The organism is Gemmatimonas sp., from assembly GCF_036405635.1.
In the GTDB taxonomy this organism is placed as follows: Bacteria; Gemmatimonadota; Gemmatimonadetes; order Gemmatimonadales; family Gemmatimonadaceae; genus Gemmatimonas.
The window spans coordinates 1-13,772 of sequence record NZ_DASWXE010000059.1 but is presented as its reverse complement, the minus strand read 5'-3'; the positions used below and the strand labels follow the sequence as shown (position 1 = coordinate 13,772).

Genomic DNA, 13,772 nt, shown 5'->3' with positions numbered 1-13,772 from the left:
GCTGCAGCCCTGAAGAAGCCGCAGGTCATAGAGACCGCCCCGCACATCCGTCGATCTCAACATCGATTGTCAAACAGCACCTGCTTCACCTGCTATCTTCGCGCAACCGCTTGCGGCTGCGTCACTTACCGTATCGCTTGGCGCCGCCATCTCGGCGGCAGTCTTAACAGCTAACCAGCTGTCTTTTCTTCGTCAAGGCCCCGCGTTTGGTGTCTTTTGCTGCGACGTCAGTCGCGCTCAACACACAGCAGAGTCCTTTCAGAGCGGCCTGCGCAATTTGCATCGCGCACTGACTTGCCCTGCGAAGGGGTGGCGAAGTTATGCTTTTGAGAGTCAGAGCGCAAGCCCCTTCGCAATCTTTTGGATCGCGCTGCCTGTCGTTCAACAGGCCCCTCAAAACCTCACCACCGGAGACAGCAACGGCGGCCAGGAAACCCAGCCGCCGCGGTCAGATGGCCGAAGCCATCAAGTAGCATCACCGGGAATCGAACCCGATCAGCACCGAGAGAAAACCGTGAAAGCCTCGAAGAGTTGTGGAACCGTTCCTGCGAGTACCGAAAATCGGACTGCGGACAACGACCAGCAACACCAACAGCCTTACAGACTTCACCAGCGATTGCAGCCCGATCCGAAGACCCGCCGCATGCTCTCAAGACTCGCTCAACCGTTTCACGATTGTGACCGCGTTTGCCCTGAGACTCACTATTTAACCGAACTTGCCTGGAAACACAAGTGGCTTCCGCAACCTTTTCGATCTGCCCGCGAGCAGGGCATCCTGCAAATGCACCCTCTAGGACTCGAACCTAGAACCTACTGATTAAGAGTCAGCTGCTCTACCATTGAGCTAAGGGTGCGGACTCGAACGACTACAGACAAAGCGCGCCAGGAGGGATTCGAACCCCCGACCAACAGCTTAGAAGGCTGCCGCTCTATCCATCTGAGCTACTGGCGCCTACCCGTCGCAACTGGTCACCCTACCGGGCACCTTGCCACCCTGCCGAAGCAGGCCCTGCTCCGCTTCACAGCGGCCAAACACCTACACACCAACCTACGGATCGGGGCGGCCGGATTCGAACCGGCGACCTCCTGCTCCCAAAGCAGGCGCGATACCGGGCTACGCTACGCCCCGGAACATCAGGAGCCGCGCAGTATATCCTGCTCACCGCTGAAGGTCAACGGGCTCACGCATTCCGCGACGGCACCCACTTCAGCAACAGCTCACTTCGCCTGCGAGCGCGCAACCTGATCGAGCACACCGCGTGTGTCCAGTAGCGCCAGCAAACTGCGCACCGCTGCGCCGCGATGGCTGACCGCCGCTTTCTGTTCGCGACTCACCTCCGCCATGGTCCGCCCCTCGAGGAGCAGCGACGAGAAGTACGGATCGTACCCGAACCCGCCCTCACCGCGCGGAGACTCCAGAATCACCCCGTCCGAGGTCCCCATGGCCACGAGATGGCCATAGCCACCTCGCTCATCCGGCCACACGGCTGCCGCCGCGCAGACATAAGCCGCCGTGCGCTCCGTGCGCCCACGCCCGACCGCGGCGTTCAGTTCCCTGAGCAGCCAGGCGTTGTTCACGTCGTCGAGCGCCTTCCCGTCCAGGTCTTGGCGTCCGCTCCACCGCTTGCTGCGCACCCCTGGACGCCCGTCCAATGCATCCACGCACAAGCCCGAATCGTCTGCCACAACCAGCCGACCGGTGCGTTCGGCAAAGTACCGTGCCTTCGCCAGCGCATTCTGCTCGAAGGTCTCGTACGCCTCGAGTGCCTCTTCCTCCATCGCGGGCTCGACCTCCGCGTCTGCCAGTGTCTCGACGGAGAGTCCGGCGTCGGCAAAGAGCGCAGCGAGTTCCCGAAGCTTACCGACGCTTCGCGTCGCAAGCAGCACCGGCGGTCGTGACCTCACCCCTGCGCGGGCCCGGACAGCACGCGCGACTGGGCAGCCAGCAGCTGCTCGATGCCCGCCACCGCGGTACCCAGCAGTCCATCGAGTTCGGCCCGCGAAAACGTGCCATGTTCACCCGTGCCCTGCACCTCCACAAACCGGCCCTCACTGCTCATGACGACGTTCATGTCGACCCCCGCGCGTACGTCCTCCTCATAGTCGAGATCGAGACGCACTTCTCCATCGACCACACCCACACTGATGGCCGCCACCTGACGCTTCACCGGCGACGCGATGATGCGCCCGGTGTTCACCATCCACGTGAACGCGTCCTGCACGGCCACACAGGCGCCGGTAATGGCCGCCGTGCGCGTGCCGCCGTCGGCCTGCAGCACGTCGCAGTCGACCTTGATGGTGAACTCTCCAAAGCGGAAATCATCGAGCATCGCCCGAACGCTGCGACCGATGAGCCGCTGAATCTCCTGCGTGCGACCACCGACCTGCTGACGCTCGCGCGAAGATCGTGTCTTCGTGGCGCGCGGCAGCATGGCGTATTCGGCGGTGACCCAACCCTCACCACTGCCCTTTCTCCACCCCGGCACACCGGATTCCACGGACGCTGCGCACAGCACACGCGTCTTGCCAAACGTGACGAGGCAGGACCCCTCGGCGTACATCACGGCACCGCGTTCGAGTGACACCGGCCGCAAGGCATCGTTGGAGCGTTCCGCACGTGCGCGGGGAATGATGATCTCAGACACGCAATTTCTCGATGATCGAAGTAGTGGACTGGCCAGGCACGAGCGGCACGACGACGACGCGACCACCGCGAGCGGCAACGACATCGGCGCCGACGATGGTTTCGGGCGTGTAATCACCGCCCTTGACGATGACATCCGGTTGCAGGCATTCGACCAGCGCCTGCGGCGTGTCTTCTCCAAACACCACGACGGCATCGACCGCTTCGAGCCCGGCAAGCACCATGGCCCGTTCAGCCGCGTTGCGCACGGGTCGGTCAGGGCCCTTGAGACGCTGGACGGACGCATCGCTGTTGATTCCGACAATGAGCGCGGCCCCTTCGCGCCGAGCCATGTCGAGCACTTCGATGTGCCCCGGATGGACAAGATCGAACACGCCATTGGTGAAGACCAGCGCACCGCGCACCTGCTGTCGCCATTCGGCCGCGGACTCCCACGTCATCACCTTGCTCTCGGGCCGACGCGGCGCATCTCTGGTCACCACTGCGACTGCACTCCCTCGACGATGTCGTTCATGAGGCTTTCGAGCGCGTTGCGACGTCCTGTGCGCTCCGAACCTTCGGCGTACTGTCCTTCACGTTGCATACCGCTTTTCTTGAGCAATTCCCGCCCGGTCGCCTGTTCGATAATCTCGACATCGAGCGCGAGTTGCAGACGACGGCGATTGGTGGTCGTCTGCCGTCCATCAGCACTGGCACCGGCGGGCAGGTCGACATCGTACTTGGCGATCACACCACGCACCACGAGGTCCGCACGAGCCTCCGGTGCCTCGCGAAGATTGAGCCGGTCACGCAGCACCTTGCGCAACTCTTCGAACACCTCGCGCTGCAACTCGGGTGAGGCCGTCTGATTGTCGAAGGGCTGAATGGCGACAGTCTTGATACTGCGCGGCAATCCGCCGCCGCCGGAGAAGCTGTAGCATGCCGGCAAGATCAGCAGCGCTGCCGCACCAATCGCACCGACAATCCCCTGCGTGAACTGACGGCGGGAGATGTGCTGCGCGCTATGAACGGCGCCAGATGGCCGCATCGAATCCCTCGACGAACTTGGTATCGGTAATGGCGATCGTCAGACGACGCTTGCCGCGTTCATGAACATAGTGCACACGCCACTTCCCGTTGGCTTCACGGCGTCGTTCCACCCATTCCACCGTCTTGCCACCTTCGATCCGTTCGACGCGATACAACCCACCCCCGACCACGGCGACACGCCAGGCTCGTCCATCAGCCGCGGAGGCATCCTTGCCACGCAGCGCACCGAGATCGGCCCGCAAGGTATCGCCGTCCATGCGTGCTGTAGTGTCGGACGTAGCGGGCAGCGCGAGTCGGCCGAGTGATGCCCAGAGCAGCGGTGCCGGCGGCAACAAGCGCTTCACAAGATCACCACCCGGTGTGTTGAGCGTGTCGCCGATCAGGATCGCATACCCACCAGCCATGCCATTGCGCAGAAAGAAATCAAGGCGGGCCCGGTCAGGACCCTGCACGCGCACCGCGCCATCGCCGGTGGCCTCGAAGGTTTCGTCCTTGTATTCCCAGGTGAACTCCAACACATGCGGCCGCGGATCAACCGCCAGCTCAGGCAAGGCCGCCCGCGTTGGCGCTCCCGTGAGCGGTCGCGTCTTGGGCGCGCACGCACTCAACGCGATGACTGCAGCGATGGCGCAGACCGCGGTCATGCGACTGCGGGTCTGCTCCCGATAGGACCAACCCGCTGCTGCGGGTACGAAACGCCGAATGAAGAAGGTCCGACTCATGAAGGATCCGTCAGGGGACTCGAACACGCAGCATGCGATCGCCTTGCACGATGCGATCCATCGCGGCAAAACCATCGATCACACGCCCGAACACTGTGTAGCCGCCATCGAGGTGCGGCTGCGTCGAGTGGCAGAGGTAGTACTGGCTACCGCCGGTGTCCGGTCCGGACGTGGCCAGCCCGAGACACCCGCGTTCGTGCCGTTGGCGCGTCCAGCTTTCACGGAGCGTAAAGCCCGATTCTCCGGATCCGTCGCCGCTGGCATCACCATCCTGCACGACGAAGTTGGGTACCACACGGTGGAACGTGGTGTTCCGATAGGTGCCGTTCTGCGCCAGGCGCGTGAAGGCCTCCACGACGAGTGGAGCCTCGCGTCCGAAGAGCTCGAGCGTGACGGTGCCGTGGTCGGTATCGATGTAGGCCCGCGGTGCCGTGCGCGAGAGCACATACCGTCGAGCGAGCGCCTCGTACTCGGCCAGCGGCCGAGGCTGGGGCGTGGTGTTCCGTGGTGCACGGGTCTCGGACGAATCACGTCGCCCCAGTCGGGCACGTGCGGCGCGCTGCACCCGCCCGTCACGATCGCCCAGCAACGTGACGGCGGTCGCGGTGTCCCGCCTTGCCGCTGGTGACTCCCGATCCACTGTGGCAACGGATGCCACGCGGTATCGCCAATCTTCGTTCGTGGCCCAGGTGCCTTCGACTCCTGGTGCGAGCGCCACATCGAGGCGCCGCGCCTGCCCCAGCAACAGCCGCCGAACCGGGAGCGCCGTGTCGGCATCCCAAGCGCGTTGCCACCGTGCGGCATCTTTTGCGAACGCCTCCCCGATCACTTCGGCGATCGCCATACGCACATTGGGCGCCGGGTCGCGCAACAGGGGCTCGACTTGATCGGCGATGGTCGGACCGAACGTGGCCAGGCTGCGCGCGGCATTGATACGCACCCGCTCACTGGAGTCGGCAACGAGCGCCCGAAGAGCCTCACGTGCTGGCGTTCCGAGCGAATCTCCAACCGTCGCCTTGGACAGTGTGCGCGCGACATGCTGGCGGACTTCTTCATCGCGATGCGTACGGACGGCCATCGCCGCACGGGCACCTGCCGGCGCGCGCAGTCGACCAATCACATAGGCAGCCGCTCGCACCACCTCGGCCGACGTATCGGCCAGCCACGGGGTGACCAACGCAATGGGTGCAGGCCGCAGCTTCACGGTGGCGAGGACCAAGGCGGCGCGAACTTCCGGCGCACGCTGAGAGGTGGTGCTCGAAGTGAGTGGTCGCGCCTGCCCATCACCGAGTGCGACGGCGAGCACCGTGCGTGCCGGTTCGCCGATCTCACCCAGCGCCCACGCGGCCTCGCGTGCCACGGGCGTCGGAGCCCCTGCCACAGCGCGAGCGAGGGCCACGACGCCGCCTGTATCCTTCGCAATGCCCATCGCAAAGGCCGCATTGGCTGCGATACTGGTGTCGCCGTCCACGAGCAATTGCCGCAGAGCCGGATATCGTGCGCGCAGGCGTACCTGTCCGATGGCCAGCGCCGTACGTGCGCGTCGCGCCGGATCGGGATCCATCAGCAACTGATCGACGAGCGCCGTGTCGGCTTGTCGCTGGTCCACCATCGACAACAGCCGCGCCTCACGGCGAACAGCACTCTCGCCATTGACCGGCGCATCAGCTGCGGTGGTGGCGGGCGCCGGTGTCCCCGCGCAGGCCGACGTGATCACCACAGCCAGCGTCGCGCACGCTGCACGAACAGCACGCCGTGTGCAGGAGAACCGCAGTGCCACGGCGCAAGAGGACACGCCCTCCCGAGATGTGGCAACGCGTGTTGTATCAGTCAGCATGAGACAATCCTCCACGATTCGTGTCGGCCTGATTGACTTCGTTGCGATTGGCTGCTCGTTCAAGCCAGTCCCGCACCTCGCGCGGCAAGGTCGCCAGACGGCCTTGATCGTTGGTGCAAACCAGCGACGTGGTGGCGCGCACCAGCACCGTCGGCGTGCCACCGGCGGGATCCATGCGCTCCACGCGATAGGCAAAGGTCATACCACGTGAGCCCACGGCGGACAGGCTGGTATGCACCACGATGCGATCATCATAGCGAGCCGACGCGTGGAACCGGATCGTGGCTTCCGACACCGCCAGTCGCACCCCTTCGCGTTCGAGATCGGCGTAAGACTTGCCCGCTGTGCGGATGAAGTCCGTGCGCCCGATCTCGCACCACACCAGGTAGTTGGCGTGGTACACCACGCCCATCTGATCCGTCTCGGCGTACCGGACCCGCAATTCGGAAGTCGTCTCAAATGCCATGGGGGGAAGATGCCTGCCCAGACCGGGGACGCCAAGCAAACCACCCCATTTGTCCATGTCGAGAGCGTGGGTTAGACTGCCCATGTGCTTCCCACTCCATGCCATGTCATTGGTGACGTGCATCTGGGCGTCGCATCACCAGATGCCGAACGTGCCCTGCTGCGCCTGTTGCGCGCTGTGCCGGAGGATGCGCGGTCGCTGGTGATCATGGGCGACCTCTTCGATTTCTGGTTCGCCTGGCGCCATGCGATGCCTCGCATCGGGTTTCGCGTACTCGCCGCCTTGGCGGATTTGCACGACGCGGGTATCCCGGTACTGTGGATTGGCGGCAACCACGATTGCTGGGGCGGCGACGCCCTGGAGCGCGAAACGGGAGCTATCTACACCCTCGATCCTTGGCGTGGTCAGATCGGACGCTGGGACGCGCTTCTGGCGCACGGGGATGGCCTGCGCGAAATCGAGGACGCTGCCTATCGCCGCCTGCGCACAGTTCTGCGGCATCCGTGGTCGATCACAGCGTTCTCCTGGCTGCACCCAAACCTCGCGACGTCGATCGCAGCGCGCTCATCGCACACCAGTCGCAAGGCGCGCGCACGCGATGGCGGCGCGGGACTACTTGCTGTTGGTACGCAATCGCTGAACCTGCCCGATGGCCCGCAACTGGTTCTGCACGGCCATTCCCACGTACCGGCCGTCAAATCGGCCGGGCGTGGCGTGTATGGGAACGCTGGTGCGTGGTATCTCGACCAACAGTTCCTGCGCATCGAAGATGATGCCATCACGCTCAGGCAGTGGATGCCCGATGGGTCGCACAGCGTGTTGGAACGCGTGGCAAATCCGGCACTGCGCGACGAGCGATAGATCGCGCCTTATCCTGTTCGCGGCGAGCCCATCCAGCAAGCAGCGATTGGGCTCGCTAGAAGCGCACCGTGACCACGAACAGAGGACCCTGTGCCGAGGGTGTGGCGGTCAATTGCACCGGCATGTCCCACAACTGCGCAGAAACGAATGCGTCGGCACCAGAAAAGAGGTGATTGAATGCGATCACCGCGATCCAATCTTCTGCGTGCAGGCGTCGCGCGCGCACCAGATCGTTGGTGTAGATACCGGTCACTGTCCCGGCGGGAACGAGGCGTATCTCAGTGCCCGTCACATTGACGGTAAAACGCTCGGGCAGCGTATCGACCAGATAGCGACGGGCTTCGCGCACGTCAGCGGCCGAGCGACGCAGCATCACCATCGCCGCGAGTTCGACGCTCGCAAACAGGGCACCGGACGATCCACGATCGAGCCGCGACTGTCCAAGCCCTGGCAACAGGGCCGAGTACAAAAATGCCCGCTTCGCACTCAGCGGCGCCTTGCCGCGCATGTTGATCGAAGCCGGTGCGGCGCTTGCCGGCGGCTGTGGGGCGATCGTCGGGACAGGCTTTGGCGCACCGCCCGTCACGACGGGTGGTTGTCCTGCTCGCGTACTATCGGGAGGCTGCTGCGCGGCGAGTTGAGCGCCAGGCATGCACAACACCGCCGCCAACGCGAATGTCGTCAGCGTGCCCGAGCCCTCGAGCCGTTCGCGCAGGCGCCGCATATCAGTCACGCGGTAGGCGATGCAGACGGCAACACGGCGACCAGTTCGATCTCCACGCTGACATTGCGCGGCAAGCCGGCGACAGCCACCGTCGAACGGGCTGGACGCGAGTCACCGAAGACCCGGGCGTAAACTTCGTTCATGGCAGAAAAATCGTCCATCGTGCGCAGGAAGACCGTGGTCTTGGCCACCGATTCCCAGCTGCACCCTGCCCCCGACAACACCGCCGAGAGGTTCGCCAATACCTGTTCGGTTTGCGCTGCGACACCGCCAGCCACGACTTCCATGCTCACCGGATCCAGAGGGATCTGGCCCGCGGTGAAGAGAAACCCATTCGCACGCACCGCCTGTGCATAGGGGCCGATCGCCTTCGGCGCGAGGTCAGTGTGCAACGGAGTGACAGTCGTCATCGGCGTGTATCCGGTATCAAGGCGAAGCGTGGGTACTCGAACTTCAGGTCGTCACCGGCAGACGAAAAAACTGCCGGGTATTGTGAAGCGTCACTGCCGCCAGGGACTCAGCGGTCGTACCGCGTACTTCCGCGAGCCGGCGCACCGTGAGCGGTACCCACGAGGACTCGTTGCGTTTCCCGCGATTGGGGACCGGGGCAAGATAGGGGGCGTCGGACTCCACGAGGAGTCGGTCATTGGGCACCAACCGCAGCAGGGCCTCATCGGTCCAGCTCCGGAAGGTGACGATGCCGCTGAACGAGACATGCCAGCCCGCCTCCAGGCCGGCCTCGGCCAGGCCAGGGCTGCCCGTGAAGCAGTGCAGGACGCCACGAATCCCAGCCTGCGCCGCGCTTCGGAGCATGTCCCGCGTGTCGTCCTCCGCCTCGCGTGTATGCAACACGATGGGCAGATCGAGCTCTGATGCGAGCGTCAGCTGTGCATCGAGGGTGCGACGCTGAACAGCACGGGGCGAATGGTCGTAGTGGTAGTCGAGTCCGCACTCCCCGACCGCCACGGCGCCCGCAGCAGCCGCCTCACGCACAGCGAGACTATCCCGCGCATCGTTCCACGAAGTCGCATCGTGCGGATGCACACCGCATGTGTGGAAGACGAGGTCCGGGTGGCGCGCCGAGATGGCCCGCGCGCGCGCGGCTGCAGCTGGTGACTCACCGATACACACAAGGGCCCGCGCACCTGCTGCGCGGGCCCGAGCTATGACCGAATCCACGTCATCCGTGAACGCGGGGTCGGCGAGGTGCACGTGACTGTCGGCGAATGCGACCTCGCTCATGGTGGTGCGGATCCGATAGGCGTGCCGGCGCTCAGCGCGCCGACACCCGGTCTGCACCGCGCGGCGCAGCCGCCGCCGCTTCACCAGCGCGGACGGCACGAGCCGTCGCCGCATCGTCGAGACGCGGCCAGCGGCCTTCGATCCAGAGCAGCAGCGGACCGGCGACGTAGATGGACGAGAACGTGGCCATCACGACACCGAACGCCATGACCCAGGCAAACGGGCGAATCACTTCACCGGCGAGCAGCAACAGCGCCAGCGTGGCCGAGAACGTCGTCGCGTGCGTCATGATGGAACGCGGCAGCGTCTCGTTGATGGAGCGATCGAGAATGTGTGACAACGTCTCGCCCTTGTGCGGCTTCTTCAGATTCTCACGCACACGATCGAAGATGATGATCGTGTCGTTGGCCGAGTAGCCAACGAGGGTGAGAATGGCGGCGACCACGGTCAGCGAGACTTCGATGTGGAAGATCTTGATGAACGCGAGGGTGATCAGGATGTCGTGGGTGGTGGAGAGCACGGCCGCCAGACCAAAGCGCCAGTCGAACCGGATGGCGAGGTAGATCAGCGTGAAGAACGACGCGATGAGCATGGCCATCGCCGCTCCGGTACGCAGCTCTGCGCCGACCTTGGGGCCGACCGCTTCCGTGCGTACGACCGTAACAGCACCCGCGCCAAACTTGGCATCGAGAGCTGACGCGATCTGCTTGGAGATCCCCTCAGCGCCAGCGTCCTGCGCCTCGACCTGCTTCTCATCGCGAGCGCGAACAGTGTAGTCCGTGTTGGCACCGAACTGCTGGATCTCAGCGCCCTGGATCCCTGCGGCATCAAGGGCACTACGCACCTCAGCCACATCCGGCGGCGTCTTGAACTGCAGCTGCATGAGGGTGCCACCGGTGAACTCGATGCTGTAGTTCACACCACCGGTCACGGCAAAGCTGATCAGGCCAGCAGCGAGGAAGGCCAGCGTGAGCCCTGCGGCCACGCGCCACCAGCGCACAAACTCGTACTTCGTGTGGTAAAAAATGCGCAGCATGGTGGCCTCAGATGCTCAGCGTCTGCGTACCGCGCGAGCGGTTCAGCCAGACGAGGAAGAAAGTCTTGGTGACGAAGATCGTCGTGAAGAGGGCGGCAACGAGACCAGCGATCAGGGTGACGGCAAAGCCGCGCACGGGACCGGTGCCGTACTGATAGAGCACCATACCGGAAAGGATGGTGGCTGCCGACGTATCGATGATGGCGCCGAGTGCATGACGGAAGCCCTCATCGATGGCCAGTCGTGTGGACTTGCCATGGTCGATTTCTTCACGAATGCGCTCGAAGATCAGCACGTTGTTGTCGACGGCCATGCCGATGGAGAGCACGAAGCCGGCCAGACCGGGGAGCGTGACCACCGCATTGAAGCCGGCGAGGATGGCCAGCGTGTAGACCAGATACAGCACGAGCGCGACGCAGGCGAGCATGCCGGAGAAGCGGTAGTAGCCAACCATGATGATGAGCACCAGACCGAACGCGATGGCCAGCGCCATCACACCGTTCGAGATGGAGTCCGCGCCGAGGCTGGCGCCGATCTGGCGGACTTCGGCGACCTTGAGCGGCACCGGCAGCGCGCCGGCCCGGAGCACGAGGGCCAGGTCCTGCGCCGCCTGCAGCGTACCACCACCCAGCGTGATCTGACCGTTGCGGCCGATCGCGCTGTTGAGCGTGGGCGCCGTGACCACGCGCTGATCGAGCACGATGGCCATGTTGTCGCGTACATGCTTGCCGGTTTCCGTCTTGAAGCGACGGGCGCCTTCGTTGTTCAGCGTGAACTGCACGACGTTGCCTTCAACCGGATCGGTTGCCGGGCGCGCATCGGTCAGCACTTCACCGGTGATGATCGGACGGGCATCGAGCACATAGAGTGCGCGATAGCGCGCCGTGCCAGCGACGAGCGAGTCGACGCCCCACCGGATCACCTTGCCCGGCGGAACCGCGGCAAGGATGGCGGGATGCTGGATGGCGCGATCGATGGCGGGGAACGCCGATTCCAGCACGATGTACTGACCGGGCATCTGCCCCGGCTGTACGTTGTTGCTGAACAGGCCACCGGTGACGGCGGGCTTGGCCGCGCTGTCTGCGCCAGTGGTACCGGCCACCGCGGCCGTCGAATCCTTCGCGCTGTCGCTCTTCTGCGTGAGCAGCGCGTTCACCGACGTCGGCTTCGCTGAGTCACCCGCTGCAGCGGACGTACCACTCGCGACCGAGATGCCCTGCGCCTTGGCGATTTCGTCGAAACGCGCCATGACTTTTTCGAGCGCCTGGGTCTTGTCGGTGATCTGGAACTCGAGGAATGCCGACTTCTGCACGACGTCCTGCGCACGTTCCGCATCGTCAATGCCGGGCAGTTCGACGATCAGCCGTTCACTACCGGCCTTCTGCACGACCGGCTCGGCCACGCCGAATTCGTCGATACGCTGGCGCACCACCTTGAGTGCGCGGTCGAGCGCCTCAGACTTGTCGGCGACGGTCTGCTTGGATTCGTCGACTTCGAGGGTGAGGTGCATGCCCCCCTGAAGATCAAGTCCACGCTTGAGCGGGACACGGCGCACGGTGTCGTACACAAAGACACCTTCGCGCTTGACGCGCTCAACGACCGTGCGCGGGAAGAGCGCGAACACGGACGCTGCGAAGAGCGCCGCAATGAGCAGGATGCGGTACTTCAGGTTTGCCATCGATGCCGGTGGCCAGAGGGAATGTCAACGCGCCGGTAAGGAGTGGCGCGGGAAAGCGGCAAGCGCACATGAAGTACGCCAAGCCCCTAAACTTAGGCGCGCTCGGGGCTGTGCGGTAGCCAGTCTGAACCGGGTTCGGCATCAGCCACGCGCAGGGCGTCCCGCGCCTGCTGCTCGTCATCCGCCAATTGGGCCCGCAGCGCCTCGATGCCCGGGAACGGACGCGTGCCGCGGAGGTAGCGCACGAAGTCGAGGCGGACAGGGGCGCCGTACCAATTCTGGGACGCATCGAACACATGCGTTTCGATGCGGCGACCGGCGTCACCGAATGTGGGACGTGGTCCCAGGTTGAGCATGCCGCCGAACGTCCCTTGCGGCAGCTGGACCCGCACGGCGTAGACGCCGTCCGGCGGCAGCAATTTGCGAGGCGAGACGGGCCCGAGATTGAGCGTCGGGTATCCAATGGTGCGGCCGCGCTGATCCCCCTGCACCACCATTCCAGACACCGCGTACCGACGTCCCAGGCCGGCCGCGGCGCGCCCCAGGTCTCCATCGGTAATGGCCCGCCGAATGGCCGTGGAGCTGATGGCGGTACCGTCGGCCGCGTGCACCGGAGGCAGCACGGTCACGTCGAACCCCCGCGCGCGGCCCAAGGCGCGGAGTACGCCGATGTCACCCATGCGACCACGGCCAAACCCATGATCGTGTCCGACGAGCAGCTCCGATACGGCAAAGCGCTCCCGCAGCACATGATCCACGAAATAGTCCGCATCGAAGCCGGCCAGCGTCTCCGTGAATGGCAGGACCGCCACGTAGGAAACACCAGCGAGGGCGAGCAACTCCAGCTTCTCATGGTGCAACGTGAGGAGCGGCGGCGCCGCGGCCGGATTCACCACTTCAAGTGGATGCGGGTCGAACGTGACCACCACACTGGGCAGGTCACGGTGCCGTGCGTGTTCCACCAATTGTGCGAGTACGTCCCGATGCCCGCGGTGCACACCGTCGAACGTGCCGACGGTGACAACCGCGCCGCGCTCGGAGAGCGGCAATCCGCGTTCCACCAGCGGCATCGTCACTAGCCGTTCGCCTCGATCAGTACGACGCGTGGCTGCCATCGGTCGCCACCGGCACGCACGCCGATGGCCGCGATCTCTCCATCGCGCAACAGTGCCACCTGCGTCCCAGGGACGGTGGCCTCCACCGTGCGTCCGAATCGCAACGCAGCCAGTCCGGCGTCGTCGAGCTCCTGACGGGCGATATCGCCCAGCAGCTCGAGCGGCGAACGCAACGCGACCTCACCGTCGGTGATGCTCCCCGGTGCGAGTTGATCGAATGTCACAGCCTGTTCGACCGTTGCCGGCCCACTTTGTACGCGGCGCAATGTCTCGCAGTGAGCGGCGCTTCCCAGTGCACGCCCGAGATCACGGGCGAGCGCGCGAATGTAGGTGCCACCACCGCAGGTGATCCGCACGTCGAGCGTGTTGTCTCCTGCCCCGCGCCACTCCCAGCGATGCACATGCACCGTGACAGGCG

General features: G+C 64.7%; 14 protein-coding genes, 3 tRNA genes and 1 pseudogene. 1 reads left to right on the top strand and 17 read right to left on the bottom strand.

Going from position 1 to position 13,772, the window contains the following annotated elements; translation table 11 throughout:
* Positions 1-782: 782 nt before the first annotated feature.
* The 10 genes from VGE27_RS04055 to VGE27_RS04010 form a co-directional block, all read right to left on the bottom strand.
* Positions 783-854 (bottom strand) — tRNA-Lys (locus VGE27_RS04055).
* Between the two features lie 24 nt (positions 855-878).
* A tRNA-Arg gene (locus tag VGE27_RS04050) sits at positions 879-952 on the bottom strand.
* 103 nt (positions 953-1,055) lie between these two features.
* Positions 1,056-1,129 (bottom strand) — tRNA-Pro (locus VGE27_RS04045).
* 89 nt (positions 1,130-1,218) lie between these two features.
* The gene (locus tag VGE27_RS04040; RefSeq protein WP_331048351.1) at positions 1,219-1,887 is read right to left on the bottom strand and encodes a non-canonical purine NTP pyrophosphatase; all 669 of its coding nucleotides are present in this window, start codon (positions 1,885-1,887) and stop codon (positions 1,219-1,221) included.
* Positions 1,888-1,901: 14 nt separating this feature from the next.
* Entirely contained in the window at positions 1,902-2,645 is a 744-nt protein-coding gene (rph, locus tag VGE27_RS04035) for a ribonuclease PH (protein WP_331048350.1), read from the bottom strand.
* Positions 2,638-3,084, bottom strand: a complete 447-nt coding sequence (gene rfaE2 / locus VGE27_RS04030) for a D-glycero-beta-D-manno-heptose 1-phosphate adenylyltransferase (protein ID WP_331048349.1) — start codon at positions 3,082-3,084, stop codon at positions 2,638-2,640. The genes rph and rfaE2 overlap by 8 nt, the downstream gene beginning before the upstream one ends.
* Before the next feature lie 35 nt (positions 3,085-3,119).
* Positions 3,120-3,671 (bottom strand): LptE family protein, encoded by a 552-nt coding sequence (locus tag VGE27_RS04025; protein ID WP_331048348.1) that lies wholly within the window; start codon positions 3,669-3,671, stop codon positions 3,120-3,122.
* Positions 3,646-4,395: a hypothetical protein gene (locus VGE27_RS04020; RefSeq protein ID WP_331048347.1), complete on the bottom strand. Its 750-nt coding sequence runs from the start codon at positions 4,393-4,395 to the stop codon at positions 3,646-3,648. Before VGE27_RS04020 ends, VGE27_RS04025 begins: the two co-directional genes overlap by 26 nt.
* A gap of 10 nt (positions 4,396-4,405) precedes the next feature.
* Entirely contained in the window at positions 4,406-6,190 is a 1,785-nt protein-coding gene (locus VGE27_RS04015) for a peptidylprolyl isomerase (RefSeq protein ID WP_331048346.1), read from the bottom strand.
* A gap of 31 nt (positions 6,191-6,221) precedes the next feature.
* Complete coding sequence (locus VGE27_RS04010) at positions 6,222-6,698, bottom strand: thioesterase family protein (protein WP_331048345.1); 477 nt, start codon at positions 6,696-6,698, stop codon at positions 6,222-6,224.
* A gap of 84 nt (positions 6,699-6,782) precedes the next feature.
* On the opposite strand from VGE27_RS04010, the gene VGE27_RS04005 reads away from it, so the two are divergent.
* Complete coding sequence (locus tag VGE27_RS04005; protein ID WP_331048344.1) at positions 6,783-7,559, top strand: UDP-2,3-diacylglucosamine diphosphatase; 777 nt, start codon at positions 6,783-6,785, stop codon at positions 7,557-7,559.
* Between the two features lie 55 nt (positions 7,560-7,614).
* On the opposite strand, the gene VGE27_RS04000 is transcribed toward VGE27_RS04005, so the two are convergent.
* From VGE27_RS04000 to VGE27_RS03970, 7 genes and pseudogenes are all read right to left on the bottom strand, one after another.
* Positions 7,615-8,292 (bottom strand): hypothetical protein, encoded by a 678-nt coding sequence (locus VGE27_RS04000; protein ID WP_331048343.1) that lies wholly within the window; start codon positions 8,290-8,292, stop codon positions 7,615-7,617.
* On the bottom strand, positions 8,289-8,693 hold the full coding sequence (locus VGE27_RS03995) for a RidA family protein (RefSeq protein ID WP_331048342.1): 405 nt from the start codon (positions 8,691-8,693) through the stop codon (positions 8,289-8,291). The genes VGE27_RS04000 and VGE27_RS03995 overlap by 4 nt, the downstream gene beginning before the upstream one ends.
* Before the next feature lie 43 nt (positions 8,694-8,736).
* Positions 8,737-9,525 (bottom strand): TatD family hydrolase, encoded by a 789-nt coding sequence (locus VGE27_RS03990; protein ID WP_331048341.1) that lies wholly within the window; start codon positions 9,523-9,525, stop codon positions 8,737-8,739.
* Between the two features lie 31 nt (positions 9,526-9,556).
* On the bottom strand, positions 9,557-10,561 hold the full coding sequence (gene secF / locus VGE27_RS03985; RefSeq protein ID WP_331048340.1) for a protein translocase subunit SecF: 1,005 nt from the start codon (positions 10,559-10,561) through the stop codon (positions 9,557-9,559).
* A gap of 7 nt (positions 10,562-10,568) precedes the next feature.
* Positions 10,569-12,239, bottom strand: coding sequence for a protein translocase subunit SecD (secD, locus tag VGE27_RS03980; protein WP_331048339.1), 1,671 nt, complete (start codon positions 12,237-12,239; stop codon positions 10,569-10,571).
* A 92-nt stretch (positions 12,240-12,331) separates the two neighbouring features.
* On the bottom strand, positions 12,332-13,309 hold the full coding sequence (locus VGE27_RS03975; protein ID WP_331048338.1) for a bifunctional riboflavin kinase/FAD synthetase: 978 nt from the start codon (positions 13,307-13,309) through the stop codon (positions 12,332-12,334).
* 5 nt (positions 13,310-13,314) lie between these two features.
* Positions 13,315-13,772 (bottom strand): annotated as a pseudogene (locus VGE27_RS03970) (tRNA pseudouridine(55) synthase TruB); the annotation flags it as partial.